Source organism: Brevundimonas sp. ALps5, assembly GCF_058681645.1.
Map to the genome: position 1 here is coordinate 243,302 of NZ_CM178744.1, position 15,634 is coordinate 258,935.

The window sequence follows — 15,634 nt, forward strand, 5'->3', positions numbered from 1 at the left end:
CCGTACCCATGCGGCGAAGCTTTAAGGGCTGCTGTGACAGGGTGGCGTCATGTCCATCCGCCAGCGCCTCCTCGGCTTCGCCTTCGCCTCGGCCGATCTCCTGATCGAGCTGTCGCCGGACGGCCGCGTCATGATGGCCCTGGGTATGGGCCCGGTCGTCGGCATGGGCCCCGAAATCTTCCAGGGCCGCCCGTTCGCCGACCGTCTGGCGCCCGGCGGCGGCAAGATTCTGGGCCGCGCCATGGAGGCCCTCAAGCCCGGCGCCCGCACCAGCGCGGTGCCCCTGCTTCTGGCCTGCGGCGACGGCAAGGTGCGCCGCGCCACCTTCCGCGCCTTCATGCTGCCGGACCTGGCGCCGAACATCTCCTGCTCGATCAACTATGAAGGGCCGGTCTTCTCCAGCGTGCCGGACGAGGTGCCGCCGGTTCTCGATTCCGCCGGCTTCCTCGACAGCGCCAGGGGCCTGCTCAGCGATCCCGACGGCGGCCCCTTCTCCGTCTCCTTCATCGACATCGGCGGCCTGGCGGCGCTGGGCCCCGACGCCCTGCGCGCGACCGCCCGCGTCGAGGCCACCCTGCAGTCCGCCTCCCTCGACGGCGCCTCCGCCGCCCGCCTGACGCCCGAACGCTATGCCCTGCTGCGCGAACGCGACGACAAGCGCGACCTGGTCGGCGAGGTGCGCGAGGCCGTGCGCAGCGAGGGTCTGGAGCTGACCGTGTCCGGCTCCACCTCGAACATGCCGCCCTGTCCGCCGGTCAACGCCCTGCGGGCCCTGCGCTTCACCGTCGAGGGCTGTCTGGCCGAAGGCGGCCTCGACAATCCCGACACCGCGTTCAACTCCGCCATGGCCCGCACCATGCAGGAGGCCGAGAGCTTCCGCGCCCTGGTCAAGGCCCGCGCCTTCCACCTGCACTACCAGCCGATCGTCGATCTCAAGACCGGCGCCGTGCACCATTTCGAGGCCCTGTCGCGCTTCAACGCGGACGCCAGCCCGGTCAACACCATCCGCATGGCCGAGGAGCTCGGCCTGATCGAGGGCTTCGACCTCGCCGTCGCCGAAAAGGCCCTGCAGCGGCTGCGCAAGCCGGGCTCGGGCCTGCTCAAGATCGCCATCAACGTCTCGGGCGCCTCGCTCGCCAACGACGCCTATGTCGACGCCCTGCTCAAGATGACCGCCGCCGCGCCGGACGAGCGCCGCCGCCTGATCGTCGAGATCACCGAAACTGCGGCTATGGCCGACCTCGCCGCAGCCAACCGTCGTCTGGGCGCCCTGCGCGAGGCCGGCATCAAGCTGTGCATCGACGACTTCGGCGCCGGCGCCGCCTCCTTCGAATACATCCACGGCCTGGCGGTCGACACGGTCAAGATCGACGGCAAGTTCATCCAGGCCCTGGATCAGGATCCCAAGGCCCGCACCGTGGTCAGCCATCTGGTCGAGCTGTGCGGTTCGCTGAACCTGACCACCATCGCCGAGTTCGTCGAGACCGAGAGCACCGCCGAGATCCTGCGCGGTCTGGGCGTCGACTACGCCCAGGGCTGGCTGTACGGCAAGGCCGAGGCCGAACCGCGCACCATCCTCCAGACCACCTCGGCGCCCGTCCGCCGCAAGGGCACGGTCGCCAGCTGGGGCTGACCCGACCTCGCATAGATCGCGGCGGGAAGCCCTTCGCTTTCAACGCCCTGAACGATCACGGCCGCATTCGGCTCAGCACCGTCCGTAGCGGGTGTAGACTGCCGTCTCGGGTCTTTGACATCGCTGGCGAGGAAGAGACTGCGTGCACGCCGTTGCACGCGAGTGCAAAGCGCTCACGGAATTTCTCTGGGAAGAAAATCGTTCTATATCAGATTCATATCCGTAATACCTGATGTTGGACTTCCGCTTTTGCACTCGAGTGCAAAACTTTTTTCCACCCTCACCGTGGGTGCGAGAGCCTGATCTCCTCCTCCACCCCGATCGCCTCCAGGAAGGCCGGGTCGTGGCTGACCACCAGCAGGGCGCCGTCGTACGCCGCCAGCGCCGCCTCCACCGCCGTCACGGCGTCGAGGTCCAGATGGTTGGTCGGCTCGTCCAGAATCAACAGTTGACTCGGACGCTCGCCGCCCATCACGCATGCCAGTCCCGCCCGCAGCCGCTCGCCGCCCGACAGGGTCCCGACCACGCGGTCGCCCGCCGTGTTGCGGAACAGGAAGCGCGCCAGGGCGGCCCGCGCCGCATTGGGCGTCGCCCCGGCATTGAGCCTCAGGAAGGCCTCGACCACCGTCTCGTCGGCGCGCAGCAGACTGGTCTCCTGATCCAGCAGGGCCGCCCGGACCGGCCGATCCACCGTCCCCGCCGTCGGAGCCAGCAGGCCTGAGGCCAACTTCAGCAGGGTCGTCTTGCCCGCCCCGTTCGGCCCCGTGATCGCTACGCGCCGGGGCCCGATCAAGCTCAGGTCCACCGGCCCGACGATGCGCCGGCCGTCTGGCGCATCCCACGCCACGCCCGTCATCGTCAGCACCGTCCGGCCCGCCGCCAGTCCGGTCGGCGGCAGGGGAATGGACAGTTCGCGAACCCGCTCGACCCGCGCCTGCGCCTCATCCAGAGCCGCCCCGGCCGCCTCGGCCCGGCGTTCCGCCAGCTGCCCCTCGCGGGCGCCGGAGACCTCGGCCCGCTCGGCCATCATGCCCAGGACGATCTTCGGCGCCGAGCCGCTGGCGGCATAGGCCCGTCCGGCCCGGTCGCGCCGCGCCTTCCGCTCGACCGCCTTCTGCCCTTCGCGCGCGGCCCGGTCGACCTCGCGCTCCGCCGAGGCCAGGTCCCGCGCCGCCGCCGCCCGCTCGGCCGCCTTGCGCTCGGCATAGAGGTCGTAGTTCCCGCCGTAGACGGCCGCGCCCAGGCTCGACAGCTCAACGATCCGGTCCATCCGGCGCAGCAGTTCGCGGTCGTGGCTGACCACCACCGCCCCGCCCTTCCAGCGGCCCAGCACCTCGGCGACGATCCGACGGGCGTCGGCGTCCAGATGGTTGGTCGGCTCATCGAGCAGCAGCAGGTCCGGCCGGGCGATCAGCAGCCCCGCCAGCCTCAGCCGCGTCAGCTCCCCGCCGCTGAGGCCTGAGGACAGCCGGTCCAGCGCCAGTGCGGTCAACCCCACATCGGCCAGCGCATCCTCGATCCGCTCGCTCAGGGTCCAGTCGGCCTCGGCGAGGTCCGCTTCGGTCCCCTCCCCGGCCAGCACCCGTTCCAGCACCGCCACGCCCGCCCCGACGCCCAGCGTCTGCGCCACCCGCTCGTTCGGTCCCGGCTCATGCCTCTGGTCCAGCATCCCCACCGTGCCGACGCGCGCCAGCGTCCCGCCGGACGGCGGCTGCTGACCCGCGACGATGCGCAACAGGGTGGACTTGCCCACGCCGTTGCGGCCCACCAGCCCGGTGCGCTCACGCCCGAAGGCGAGGCTCAGATTGTCGAAGAGACGGCGGCCGTCAGGCGTATCAGCGCTGATGCGGTCCGCGGTTGCGAGCCCTGACAGGCACGCGCTTGGGCTTGGGGAGGTTCGAGACATAGACCGCGATCATGGCGACGAGGGAAAGGGCGGTACCGATTTCCAGCGCGATGATCATTGTGGTCAGGCCTCCTGCACAAACTCGAAGACTGAAGGATGGCGCGTCCGGCCCCGTTACGCAAGTGCGGCGCCCGACTGGCGGCGAACACGGCTCTGTGACAGGCTAAGCCATTGGAGGACTTCGCCATGCGCCTGACGCCCCTGATCGCCTGCCTCGCCATCGGTCTGACGATGAGCGGCTGCATCACCCTCGGCGGCGACGATGACGCGCCAACGGGGCCGCCGACGGTCATCCGCACCCCGGGCGAACCGGCCCCGCCCCATGCGAAGCTCTACGCCGACTGCCTCGCCGCCTCGGCCGTGGCCGGGACCTATGAGAAGGAGCCGGGCATCGATCTGCTGCGCCTGACCTGCGCCGGCGCCCCGGCCCATGCCTTCTACGACGCCCTCGCCGCCTGGGCCTCGACCGGCGGCGGCTCGGAGGTCGTCGCCGAGGGCCGCACCTGGCGCTACACCCAGAAGATCGTCCGCAACCCCTACGGCCTCGACGACTGCTCCACCGACGGCGCCGGCGACTACCGCTGCACCATCACCCTGAACGTCGGGACCTTCCTGTCGGCCCCGTGAGGCTCAGCGATCCTCGCGGGTGTGGAAGATGCCCACGATCACGACCGTCTCTTCGTCGATCCGGAACCGGATCACATAACCCGCCGCCCCAAAGGGTACGATCAGATCGCGGTACTCGCCGCCCGGAATCCGGCTCACCCGTTCCGGCATCTCCGCCAGGGAGTCGATCGCCCCGCGCAAAACGCTCCGTCCCTTGTCGGCGGTCTCGCTGGAGAACTCCTCGAGGAAGCCGGCCAGCCGGATCAGGTCATACTCAGCGGCCCGGGTCAGTCGGACCCTGAACCTCATCCCGCCTTGTCGGCCCGAATGCGTGCGATCTCGGCGTCGAACGCTGCAAAGGCTTCTTCGACCGAGACGGTCTCGCCGGTCCGCAGATACTCCCCCCAGCGGCGGTCATCCTCTTCGAAATCCGGCATGCTCTGGGCGAGGAGGTCGCGCGTATAGGCGACGACGTCTTGCCCCGCGGCCTCAGCCGCCGCCCGCAGGCGCTCCGCCTGCTCCCCTTCGATGCGCACGTCGAACCCGTCGGCCATGCCCGACGATACCCCGCCTTGTCAGGAGCCGCAATGTTCCCATATTGTTCTTGCTGAAACCGCCGGATCAGTCCCCATATACTCCCGTTGCACCGGACCCTGTCCGGCCCTCCCGCGTTTCCCCGGATCCATGACCGAAAAGCACAACTTCATCCGCGTGCGTGGCGCCCGCGAGCACAATCTCAAGGGCGTGGATGTCGACATCCCGCGCGAGAAGCTGGTCGTGATGACCGGCCTGTCGGGCTCGGGCAAATCCTCGCTCGCCTTCGACACCATCTATGCCGAGGGTCAGCGCCGCTATGTGGAGAGCCTGAGCGCCTACGCCCGCCAGTTCCTGGAGCTGATGGGCAAGCCGGACGTCGACCTGATCGAAGGCCTGTCGCCGGCGATTTCCATCGAGCAGAAGACGACGTCCAAGAACCCGCGCTCGACCGTCGGCACGGTGACCGAGATCCACGACTATATGCGCCTGCTCTGGGCGCGCGTCGGCGTGCCCTACTCCCCCGCCACAGGCCTGCCGATCGAGAGCCAGACTGTCTCGCAGATGGTCGACAAGCTGACGGCCCTGCCGGACGGCGAGCGCCTGCTGCTGCTGGCCCCGGTCGTGCGCGGCCGCAAGGGCGAGTACAGGAAGGAGATCGCCGAGTGGCAGCGCTCGGGCTACCAGCGGCTCAAGATCGACGGCCAATTCTACGCCATCGAGGACGCACCCGTACTCGACAAGAAGTTCAAGCACGACATCGACATCGTCGTGGACCGGATCGTCACCAAGGCGGGTCTCGAGGGCCGTTACGCTGACTCGATCCAGACCGCGCTCGGCCTCGCCGACGGTATCGCCGTGGCGGAATGGGCCAACGCCGAAGAGGGTCAGGAGCCCCGCCGCATCACCTTCTCCGAGAAGTTCGCCTGCCCTGTCTCGGGCTTCACGATCTCGGAGATCGAGCCCCGGCTGTTCTCGTTCAACAACCCCTTCGGCGCCTGTCCGGTGTGCGACGGCCTGGGGGTCAAGCTGGCCTTCGACGCCGATCTGGTGATCCCGGACCGCGACAAGACCCTGCACGCCGGCGCTGTCGCGCCCTGGTCGCGCGGCCCCTCGCCGCTCTACACCCAGACGCTGCAGGCGCTGGCGCTCCACTACGGCTTCTCGATGGACAAGCCCTGGCGCGAACTGCCGGCGAAGGCGCAGGGCGTCATCCTGAACGGCTCGGGCGGCGACAAGATCAAGTTCGTCTATGACGACAACGCCCGGAAGTATGAGACGGTGAAGACCTTCGAGGGGGTCCTGCCCAATCTCGAACGTCGCTGGCGAGAGACCGACAGCGCCTGGGTCCGCGAGGAGCTGGGCCGGTTCCAGTCCGAAACGCCCTGCGACGCCTGCCACGGCAAGCGCCTCAAGCCCGAGGCGCTGGCGGTCAAGATCGACGGCTCGGACATCGCCGACATCTCCACCCTGTCGATCAAGAAGGCCTATGACTGGGTCCAGGCCCTGCCCGACGCCCTGACCGAAAAGCAGATGGAGATCGGCCGTCGTATCCTGAAGGAGATCGGCGACCGGCTGCGCTTCCTGAACAACGTCGGCCTCGACTACCTCTCGCTGGCCCGGTCGTCGGGCACCCTGTCAGGCGGCGAGAGCCAGCGCATCCGTCTGGCCAGCCAGATCGGCTCGGGCCTGACCGGCGTGCTGTACGTGCTCGACGAACCGTCCATCGGCCTGCACCAACGCGACAACACCCGACTGCTGGAAAGCCTCATGGGCCTGCGCGACCTCGGCAACTCGGTCCTGGTGGTCGAGCATGACGAGGAGGCGATCATGACCGCCGACTATGTCATCGACATGGGTCCGGCCGCCGGCGTCCACGGCGGCGAGATCTGCGCCGAGGGCACCCCGGCCGAGGTCATGGCCAATCCGAAGTCCCTGACCGGCAAATACCTGACCGGCGAGCGCGAGATCGAACTGCCGCCCGAGGGCCGCCGTCCGGTCAACCGCAAGAAGATGCTCAAGATCTCGGGCGCGACCGGCAACAACCTGAAGGCTGTGACCGGCGAGATCCCCGTGGGCCTTTTCACCTGCGTGACCGGGGTGTCAGGCGGCGGCAAGTCGACCTTCACCATCGAGACCCTGTACAAGGCCGCCGCGCGCCGCCTGCATCAGGCCTCCGACGCTCCGGCCCCTCATGACCGCATCGAGGGGCTGGAGAATTTCGACAAGGTCATCGACATCGACCAGTCGCCGATCGGCCGCACCCCGCGCTCGAACCCGGCGACCTACACCGGCGCCTTCGGTCCCATCCGCGACTGGTACGCGGGCCTGCCGGAGTCCAAGGCGCGCGGTTACGGCCCCGGCCGGTTCAGCTTCAACGTCAAGGGCGGGCGCTGCGAGGCCTGTCAGGGCGACGGCCTGATCAAGATCGAGATGCACTTCCTGCCGGACGTCTACGTCACCTGCGACGTCTGCAAGGGCAAGCGCTACAACCGCGAGACGCTGGAGATCGTCTTCAAGGGCAAGTCGATCAGTGACGTCCTGGACATGACGGTCGAGGAGGCCGGCCAGTTCTTCAAGGCCGTGCCGCCCATCCGCGACAAGATGCTGACCCTCAGCCGCGTCGGTCTGGACTACGTCAAGGTCGGCCAGTCGGCGACGACCCTCTCGGGCGGCGAGGCCCAGCGGGTCAAGCTGTCCAAGGAGCTCAGCAAGCGCGCTACCGGCAAGACCCTCTACATCCTCGACGAGCCGACCACCGGCCTGCACTTCGAGGACACGCGCAAGCTGCTCGAGGTGCTTCAGGAGCTGGTCGACAACGGCAACACCATCGTGGTCATCGAGCACAACCTGGATGTCATCAAGGTCGCCGACTACCTGCTCGACTTCGGTCCCGAGGGCGGCGACGGCGGCGGCGAGATCGTCGCGGTCGGCACGCCGGAAGAGGTCGCCCACAATGAGCGCAGCTGGACCGGCAAATATCTCAAGGAGGTCCTCGACCGCCACGAGACCCGCCGCAAGGCCCGCGTTGCGGCTCTTACCTCAGGAGCCTCTACCTCGGAGGCCAAGGCCAAGCCCGCCAAGGTCCGCAAGACCGCCTGATCTTCACCGGCCGGGGCTCGCCTCGGCCGGGGTTCGCCGAACGCGCGTTAAATTCATCACAGGACGAACAATCGTTAACGGCCGTGAAGCTCGACCGTGAACCGCCGCGTAGCTCTCGCGTTGGTCTCTCGAATGCGAGCCCTATGATGTTCAAGGTCCTTGTCCCTGCTGTCGCCGCCCTCGGTCTGGTCGCCTTCGCGGCCAAGACCCAGGACTGGTCTCACGAAGACGCCCAGCCCGCCGCCGTCAGCACGATGGCCGCGCCGGTCATGGGCTGGCACCTCAGCTATGAGGGGCCGATGGCCAAGCTGGCCTATGGGGTCGAGAACTCCGACCAGCTGGCCATGATGGTCACCTGCGCCCCGGGCGACCGCTCGGCGGCGGTCTATGGCGATGTTCTGCCCGCCTCGCCGCGTCTGGCCCAGGCCTCCATGGGTTCGCTGGAGGACGAGGCGCGCATCCCGGTCAGCGACCCGGCCCTGCAGAGCCTGGCCCGCAACGGCGTCATGCCGGTCGTCGGCGAGGCCGGCCCGACCCGTATCCACGCCAGCGACGCGGAACGCCGCGTCGTCTCGGGCTTTCTGTCCTATTGCGACCAGGCCCACGCCTGACCATCTGCAAGCCTGACCATTCGGGGTTCACGACATCAGCGGGGGCTGAGCCATGACCACCACCCTGACCGCCCTGACGGCGGCCCTGACGGCGGCGACGCATCTGGCGTTCGCCCTGCTGTCCGGCACGACTGTCCAGGCCGCCGCCTGGACCTGGACCCTCTATGAGGGCGAGGGTCCCGTGGTGCTGGCCAATGAGGTGCCCGACACGCCCCAGCTCAAGGCCACGCTGGAGTGCACGCCGGGCTCCGGCGTCGCCCGCGTCTCCGTCTATGGCGGCCCGCTCGGCGCCGGCATCGCCACCGTCACCTCGCAGGGCGGCTCGGGTCAGGCCCAGACCGAGGCCCAGGCGGGTCGCGGCGGCAAGCTCAGCCTCGCCCTCAGAACCGACCACCCGGTCTTCGGCCAGTTCGTAGCGTCGGGCGACCTGACCGTGGCTGTCGGCGACCAGCATCAGGACGTCGACATCGAAGCCGCCCACCTTGCCAAGCTGCGCCGCTTCGCGGACCTTTGCAGTGGATGACCGACCATGACCGCAACCGGGACCGCCGCGTGAAGACCACAAGACTGCTGATCGTCGCGAGCCTCGCCGCCCTGGCCGCCGCCTGTTCGACCACCCGCGACGCCGCGCCGGTGTCGGGCGCCTCCAGCGGGTCGCCGCAGCCGGTCGCCGGGATGGACTGGTTCTACCACCCCGACGCGGGCGAGGCGAAGCTGGTCTACGGGGTCGAGACCTCCGACGATCTGCGCCTGGGCCTGACGTGCCAGAAGGGCGCGGGCCGGCTGGAGATCACCACCAATGCCCCGCACGGGACCCGCGAGATCCATCTGGAGTCGGGCGGCGAGACCGAACGTTTCCGCGCCCAGGGCGAGGCCTCGGAGCTGGCCGACGGCGACTTCCTGACCGCCGAGGCCGCGACCTCGACCCCGGTGTTCCAGCGCTTCCGCCGCGTCGGCTGGCTGGCCCAGTGGCAGGGCGCGCGCCGCGAGACCTATGTCCCCCACACGGCCTCGGCCCCGGACATCGAGCGCTTCTTCACCTTCTGCGGCTGACGCCTCTACTGGCCTTCAAGCTCGCGCTGCTTCTCCTCGGGCGTCTCGTCCGGCTCCCCATCGGCGTCGGCGTCGATGAAGTGAGTCGGCTGCGTCCGGCCGGGCCTGAAGGCCATGGTGAACAGGACGCCGGCCAGGATCAGGACGCCCAGTCCGACGATGAAGGTCTGCATGGCGGCTCTCCGAAGCTACCCCAAGCCAACGCCGACCACCCGGGAGGGTTGCCTGACCGGCTCTCCCACCAAAGACATGTGGCTCCGGGACCTTGGCCGTAGGAATGTCCGGGTTCGGGCGCCGTTCTGACAAGGATCAGGATCACAGCGCCAGACGCGACTTCCCGCACCGATCGCCGATATCCATGACCGACGCCCCCGACGCCTCGCCCTCCCCTCACGGCAACGACGGGGGTCATGGTCACGGTGGAGGCGGCAAGCCGATCTTCCTCGACGCCACGGGGACGCGGGCGCGGCGGCTGCGCTGGGCGGCCATCGTGGTGGCGGCTGTGGCGGCCGTGGTCCTGGCCAGCTTCGTCGCCAGTCTGGTGATCCTGCCGCGCCTGACCCATCTGGCGGTCTCCAGCCCGGCCTACTCCGGCCATGTGAAGCACGGCGGCCGCCATGCCGGGAACGCCCTGCTTCGCCGCATCGCCCTGGACGACCGTCGCAACCGGGCGAAGCCCGTCGCGGCCGCCGGCGCCATCTCGGGCGCCTGGTTCGCGCCGTGGGAGGACGGGGCGCTGGACAGCTTCCGCCACCACGCCGCCGACCTGACCCACGTCTATCCGACCTGGCTGGAGCTGAGTCCCGACGGCTCGGGCGTCCTTACGAAGGACTACGACCCCGCGAAGAACCCGACCACCGCGCCTCTGGTGCAGGCCGCGCGGGCTAACGGGGTCCGCATCGTCCCCGTCGTCGGCAACGCCACCGAGGGCCTGTTCGACCCGCACCGCATCGACCGGATGCTGGACGGCCCCAACGCCGACGCGGTGCTCAACCAGCTGGTCGGCTTCGTGGATCAGCACGACTTCGCGGGCCTCCAGATCGACTTCGAGCAGCTGACGCCCGAGCAGATCCGCCGCGTCACCCCCTGGCTGAATCGGCTGCACGCCCGGCTGCAGAGCCAGGGCAAGGAGCTGTCGATCGCGCTGGAGGTCAGCCTGTCGGACGCCGACATCCGGACCCTGGCCTCGACCGTCGATTACGCCGCGGTCATGGCCTATGACGAGCACGGCGAGACCAGCGTCCCCGGCCCCATCTCCTCGGCCGGCTTCGTCAACAAGTCTCTGGACCGGTTCACCCGCCTGGTCCCCGCGGGCAAGCTGATCCTCGGCGTCGGCGTCTATGGCTACGACTGGAAGGTCGGGACCGAGGCGGCCGACTCGATCACCAACACCGCCGCCCTGACGACGGCGCAAGGCTATCGCCCCGAGGACGCCCCCGCCGACGTCATCGACTTCGACCCCGTCGCCCTGCAGCCGACCTTCAGCTACCGCGACGATCAGGGCCGGATGCACGAGGTCTGGTTCCAGGACGCGGCCTCGGTCGCCAACGCCATGACCATGGCGCGCGGGCGTGGCCTGCGCGGCGCCTCCCTGTGGGCGCTCGGCGAGGAGGATCCGACCAGCTGGAAGGTGTTCGGCAAGCACGCCGTCCCCGCCCCGCAGGCCGACGCGGCCATGCGCACCGTCACCCTGGCCCAGGCCATCGCCTTCACCGGCGACGGCGAGTTGCTGACCGTCACCCACGAGCCCCGGGCCGGGCAACGGACGCTGGAGCGCGATCCCAACAGCGGCCTGATCACCGACGAGAGTTGGAGCGCCTGGCCCTCGGCCTGGACCATCCGCCGTCGCGGCGCGCCCGACCACGTCCTGGCCCTGACCTTCGACGACGGCCCCGACCCGGAATGGACGCCGAAGATCCTCGACATCCTCAAGGCCAAGGGGGCCAAGGCCACCTTCTTCATGATCGGCGACGAAGCCGTGGGCCATCCCGATCTGGTCCGCCGGGTTCAGGCCGAGGGACATGAGATCGGCAACCACTCCTTCACCCACCCCAACATGGCCCATGTCGGGGACGAGCGGGTGCGGCTGGAGCTGACCGCCGCCGACCGGGCGCTGGAGAGCCTGACCGGCCGCCAGATCACCCTGTTCCGCCCGCCCTACAACGCCGACTCCGAGCCGGACTCCTACGGTGAGATTGCGCCGATCGCCGTGGCCTCGCGCCTCGGCTACTCGACGGCCGGCGAGTCGATCGACCCCAATGACTGGGACCTGACCCGCGCCAGTGCAGGTGGTGGAACCCACCGCCTGACACCGCAGGAGATCGTCGCCTCGGTCCTGGCCCAGGCCGACAAGGGCCACGCCATCCTGCTGCATGACGCCGGCGGCGACCGGTCCGCGACCGTCGCCGCCCTGCCCGCCATCATCGATGGGCTGAGAGCGCGCGGTTACACCCTGACCACCATCGGCGGACTGGTCGGCCAGACGCCGGACCAGACCATGCCCGCCCTGCCCAGGGACGAGCAGTCTCTGATCGCAGCGGATCAGGCGGCCTTCGGCTTCACCCATCTGCTGGGCGTCATCCTGTTCTGGGGCTTCAGCCTGGCCATCGGCCTGGGGCTGCTGCGGATCGTGCTGATGCTGTGGCTGGCGTCCGGCAAGCGTGCGCGGCCGCTGGCCGTTGAAGGCGCCGCCTTGCCGCGCCTCGACGTCATGGTCGCGGCCTACAATGAGGTCGAGGTCATCAACCGGACCATCGACAGCCTGCTGACCAGCCGCGACGTCGATGTGCGGGTGCTGGTCATCGACGACGGCTCGACCGACGGCACCTGGGACGCGGTCAAGGCGGCCTTCGGTCAGGACCCGCGCGTCCTGCTGCGGCGCAAGCCCAACGGCGGCAAGGCCTCGGCCCTGAACGTGGCCCTGGCCGAGGCGACGGCGCCCATCGTGGTCGGGGTCGATGCCGACACCCAGCTGTCGCCCGACGCCCTGTCGAAGCTGGCCGCCTGGTTCGCCGATCCGAGCGTCGGCGCCGTCGCCGGCAACGTCAAGGTCGGCAACCGCCGCAACATCGTCACCCGCTGGCAGGCGCTGGAGTATATCACCAGCCAGAACGTCGACCGTCGGGCGCTCGCCCGCCTGAACGCCGTCACCGTGGTGCCCGGGGCCATCGGCGGCTGGCGCACCGAGGTGCTGCGCGCCGTCGGCGGCTATCGCTCCGACACCCTGGCCGAGGATATGGACCTGACCTGGCGGGTGCGCGAGGCCGGCTGGGTCATCGCCAACGAGCCCGAGGCCCTGGCCTTCACCGAGGCCCCGGACACCCTCGGCGGCCTGCTGAAACAGCGCTTCCGCTGGAGCTTCGGCACGCTGCAGTGCCTGTGGAAGCACCGCCGGTCGGTCGGCAAGCACGGCTGGTTCGGCGGCCTGGCCCTGCCCAGCCTGTGGCTGTTCCAGATCGCGGGTCAGGTGCTGGCGCCCCTGATCGACCTGCAGTTGCTGATCGCCCTCCTGATCCGCCTGCTGTCGTGGTGGGCCGCGATGCAGCACGCCGACATCAGCGCCAGCCCGGACACCACCCTGTGGCTGACCCTGACCGTCTATGCCGCCTTCACCGTGCTGGAGCTGGCGGCGAGCTGGATCGCCTATGGCTTCGACCGCGAGAACCGGCGCGACCTGTGGCTCTTGCCGACCCAGCGTCTGGTCTATCGCCAGATCATGTACGTGGTCGTCTGGCGGGCGCTGGAACGGGCCTTGACCGGCCTGGGCCAGGCCTGGGGCAAGCTGCGCCGGACCGGAGACGTGGTGCTGGAAGCCGGGAAATGACACCGATGGACATCTTGCCGGTCAGACCGGATTAGTCATACAAATCTTCCCAAGAGATCGGCCCCGGGACGACGCTCCGTCCAACCCGCGGCGTCCCCCGGAGGAAGACCCATGCTGACCCGTCGTCGGTGGCTGCTGAGCGCGGCCGCCCTGCCTGTTGCCGCCCATCTCGTTCCCACCCTGGCCTTCGCCGAGGCCGCCACTCCTGAGACGGTGAAGACGGCCATGAGCCGCGCCACCGCCTTCATGACCGACAAGGTCGCCGTCCACGGCGGCTATGTCTGGTCCTATCTGGCCGACGGCTCGCGCCGCTGGGGCGAGATGGAGGCGTATCCGACCATGATCTGGACCCAGGCCCCGGGCACGCCGGAGATGGGCCAGATCTTCCTCGACTCGTACCACGCGACCGGCGACGAGCAGTACTACCGCGCCGCCGAACAGGCCGCCGACGCCCTGATCGCGGGCCAGCATCCGGCCGGCGGCTGGAACTACATCATCGACTTCGCCGGCGAGGACTCGCTGAAGCGCTGGTATGAGACCATCGGCAAGAACGGCTGGCGGCTGGAGGAATTCCAGCACTACTACGGCAACGCCACCTTCGACGACCACGCCACGGTCGAGTGCGGCCGCTTCCTGCTGCGCCTGCATATGGAGAAGGGCGATCCGAAGTATCGGGCCGCGGTCGACAAGGCGGTCGGCTTCATCCTGGACGCCCAGTATCCCAACGGCGGCTGGCCGCAGCGCTTCCCGCGCATGGGCCAGTTCTCGAACCACGGCCGGCCCGACTACACCGGCTTCATCACCCTGAACGACGAGGTTGCGGAGGAGAACATCAGCTTCCTGCTGGTGGTTTTGCAGCAGCTGAAGGACGAGCGGGTTCGCGCGCCGCTGATCAAGGCGATGGAGCTGATCATCGCCCTGCAGCAGCCGCAGCCGACGCCGGGCTGGGCCATGCAGTATACGCCGGACCTGAAGCCCGCGACGGCCCGGACCTATGAGCCCGCCTCGATCACCCCGCACGGCACGGCGGCGGCGGTGGAGCAGCTGCTCGACTACTACCGGCTGACCGGGGAGCGGAAGTATCTGGCCCGGGTCCCCGAGGCCATCGACTGGATCGCCAGCGTCGAGCTGCCGCCCGAGAAGCGCGCCTCCGACGGCCGCAACTTCTATCGAAACTACGAACCCGGCACGGGCCGGCTGATCGGCACCCACCGGCGCGGCTCGAACGCCCAGAACGGCGAATACTGGTCGGACTTCGACACCGAGCACACGAAGCCGGAGAAGCACATCAATGTCGCCGCCCTGCGCCAGCATTATGAGCGGGTCGCGGCCATGACGCCCGAACAGGCGACGCGCGACTCGGCATTGCTGGGACGCGGGCCGTCGCTGCTGCCCCGCTACATGATCACCTCGGACGTCGGCGGCTCGGACCTGAACGTCACCGAGACGCGGCAGGCGGCGGACGACGCGACCCTGCTGGTCGGAGAGTTGAACGCCGAGGGCTACTGGCCGCTGGAGCTGCGCACCACCAGCCATCCGTATCAGGGCGACGGTCCGGCCAGCCCGCCGCCGGGTTTCGTCGACCGCGGCCAGGTCGGCGACGACTGGGACACCTCCCCTTTCACCGAGCCATCAGGGCCGATGGGGATCTCGACCGGGACCTACATCAACAACATGAGCCGGCTGATCCGCTATCTGGAGGCTCACAGGGGGGCGAGTTGAGGCGCCGCCCGGGGCTTCAGGTCGACCGTCTATCAATGTCCGGGAATGAGGGAGAGATCGCTGTCGGCGAACTCCCCCATGGTACGTCCTCTCGGGCTCGAACCGAGGACCCTCTGATTAAAAGTCAGATGCTCTAACCAACTGAGCTAAGGACGCGCCGTGGGGTGGGGGGCCTTCTGTTGCATCGCGCCATTCGGGTCAAGCCCGTGATCGCATCTCCAACGCAGGAAATGATCCGAAAGTCGCAGAACAGGCGCATGGAATCGCCACGGCAGGGGTGACCGGGGGCCGGATGAGCGATATGGAACGGGTCTGTCCGGGGCGCGTTTTCGCCGGACGGGGGAGGACGGCGATGAAACGACTGATTCTGGCGATGGCCATCTGTGGCGCGGCGGCTCTGGCCAGCTGCGACGACTATCGTCAGCCCCAGACCGAAACCGCCCCGCCGCCGCCCGAGCCGGTTCCGGCCGCTCCGGCCGCTCCCGATCATACGGCGCCGGCTTCGGACACCGTCCCCACGCCTCCGCCGCCGACCGACGGAACCCTGCCGCCCGACCAGCGCCCGTCCGAAGAGACGGTGAAGCCGGAAAGCGAAACCCTGTTCTACTGATCCGCGCCACATGCTCGCCATCAGGGGGTGATCT

Annotated in this window: 14 protein-coding genes and 1 tRNA gene; 9 read left to right on the forward strand and 6 right to left on the reverse strand. The window is 69.0% G+C overall.

The window, feature by feature from the left end; translation table 11 throughout:
• The first annotated feature begins 49 nt into the window (after positions 1 to 49).
• Complete coding sequence (locus ACW172_RS00985) at positions 50 to 1,633, forward strand: EAL domain-containing protein (protein WP_492033337.1); 1,584 nt, start codon at positions 50 to 52, stop codon at positions 1,631 to 1,633.
• A gap of 280 nt (positions 1,634 to 1,913) precedes the next feature.
• Here ACW172_RS00985 and ACW172_RS00990 read toward each other — a convergent pair whose 3' ends face one another.
• Positions 1,914 to 3,401 (reverse strand): ATP-binding cassette domain-containing protein, encoded by a 1,488-nt coding sequence (locus tag ACW172_RS00990; RefSeq protein WP_492033338.1) that lies wholly within the window; start codon positions 3,399 to 3,401, stop codon positions 1,914 to 1,916.
• Positions 3,402 to 3,468: 67 nt separating this feature from the next.
• Positions 3,469 to 3,597 carry a hypothetical protein gene (locus ACW172_RS00995; RefSeq protein ID WP_492033339.1) on the reverse strand — a complete coding sequence of 43 codons (129 nt, stop codon included), beginning with the start codon at positions 3,595 to 3,597 and terminating at the stop codon, positions 3,469 to 3,471.
• A 128-nt stretch (positions 3,598 to 3,725) separates the two neighbouring features.
• Between ACW172_RS00995 and ACW172_RS01000 the strand changes: the two genes are divergently transcribed.
• On the forward strand, positions 3,726 to 4,166 hold the full coding sequence (locus tag ACW172_RS01000) for a hypothetical protein (RefSeq protein WP_492033340.1): 441 nt from the start codon (positions 3,726 to 3,728) through the stop codon (positions 4,164 to 4,166).
• 3 nt (positions 4,167 to 4,169) lie between these two features.
• Here the strand turns inward: ACW172_RS01000 and ACW172_RS01005 are convergent, their stop codons facing one another.
• Positions 4,170 to 4,454, reverse strand: a complete 285-nt coding sequence (locus tag ACW172_RS01005) for a type II toxin-antitoxin system RelE/ParE family toxin (RefSeq protein WP_492033341.1) — start codon at positions 4,452 to 4,454, stop codon at positions 4,170 to 4,172.
• Positions 4,451 to 4,699, reverse strand: coding sequence for a hypothetical protein (locus ACW172_RS01010; RefSeq protein ID WP_492033342.1), 249 nt, complete (start codon positions 4,697 to 4,699; stop codon positions 4,451 to 4,453). The genes ACW172_RS01005 and ACW172_RS01010 overlap by 4 nt, the downstream gene beginning before the upstream one ends.
• 130 nt (positions 4,700 to 4,829) lie before the next feature.
• Between ACW172_RS01010 and uvrA the strand changes: the two genes are divergently transcribed.
• The 4 genes from uvrA (at position 4,830) to ACW172_RS01030 (ending at position 9,445) form a co-directional block, all read left to right on the forward strand.
• Positions 4,830 to 7,781: an excinuclease ABC subunit UvrA gene (gene uvrA, locus ACW172_RS01015; RefSeq protein WP_492033343.1), complete on the forward strand. Its 2,952-nt coding sequence runs from the start codon at positions 4,830 to 4,832 to the stop codon at positions 7,779 to 7,781.
• 146 nt (positions 7,782 to 7,927) lie between these two features.
• On the forward strand, positions 7,928 to 8,392 hold the full coding sequence (locus ACW172_RS01020; protein WP_492033344.1) for a hypothetical protein: 465 nt from the start codon (positions 7,928 to 7,930) through the stop codon (positions 8,390 to 8,392).
• A gap of 52 nt (positions 8,393 to 8,444) precedes the next feature.
• Positions 8,445 to 8,915, forward strand: a complete 471-nt coding sequence (locus tag ACW172_RS01025) for a hypothetical protein (RefSeq protein ID WP_492033345.1) — start codon at positions 8,445 to 8,447, stop codon at positions 8,913 to 8,915.
• Positions 8,912 to 9,445: a hypothetical protein gene (locus ACW172_RS01030; RefSeq protein WP_492033346.1), complete on the forward strand. Its 534-nt coding sequence runs from the start codon at positions 8,912 to 8,914 to the stop codon at positions 9,443 to 9,445. The genes ACW172_RS01025 and ACW172_RS01030 overlap by 4 nt, the downstream gene beginning before the upstream one ends.
• A 5-nt stretch (positions 9,446 to 9,450) precedes the next feature.
• On the opposite strand, the gene ACW172_RS01035 is transcribed toward ACW172_RS01030, so the two are convergent.
• Entirely contained in the window at positions 9,451 to 9,618 is a 168-nt protein-coding gene (locus ACW172_RS01035) for a hypothetical protein (RefSeq protein WP_492033347.1), read from the reverse strand.
• A gap of 185 nt (positions 9,619 to 9,803) precedes the next feature.
• On the opposite strand from ACW172_RS01035, the gene ACW172_RS01040 reads away from it, so the two are divergent.
• A complete protein-coding gene (locus ACW172_RS01040) occupies positions 9,804 to 13,268 on the forward strand; it encodes a trifunctional glycoside hydrolase family 18/polysaccharide deacetylase/glycosyltransferase family 2 protein (RefSeq protein WP_492033348.1) in 3,465 nt (1,154 codons plus the stop codon).
• Between the two features lie 111 nt (positions 13,269 to 13,379).
• Positions 13,380 to 14,990, forward strand: coding sequence for a pectate lyase (locus ACW172_RS01045; protein WP_492033349.1), 1,611 nt, complete (start codon positions 13,380 to 13,382; stop codon positions 14,988 to 14,990).
• Positions 14,991 to 15,069: 79 nt separating this feature from the next.
• On the opposite strand, the gene ACW172_RS01050 is transcribed toward ACW172_RS01045, so the two are convergent.
• Positions 15,070 to 15,146: transfer RNA gene (locus tag ACW172_RS01050), tRNA-Lys, on the reverse strand.
• Between the two features lie 196 nt (positions 15,147 to 15,342).
• Here ACW172_RS01050 and ACW172_RS01055 point away from each other — a divergent pair.
• Positions 15,343 to 15,600: a hypothetical protein gene (locus ACW172_RS01055; RefSeq protein ID WP_492033350.1), complete on the forward strand. Its 258-nt coding sequence runs from the start codon at positions 15,343 to 15,345 to the stop codon at positions 15,598 to 15,600.
• Positions 15,601 to 15,634 lie beyond the last annotated feature (34 nt).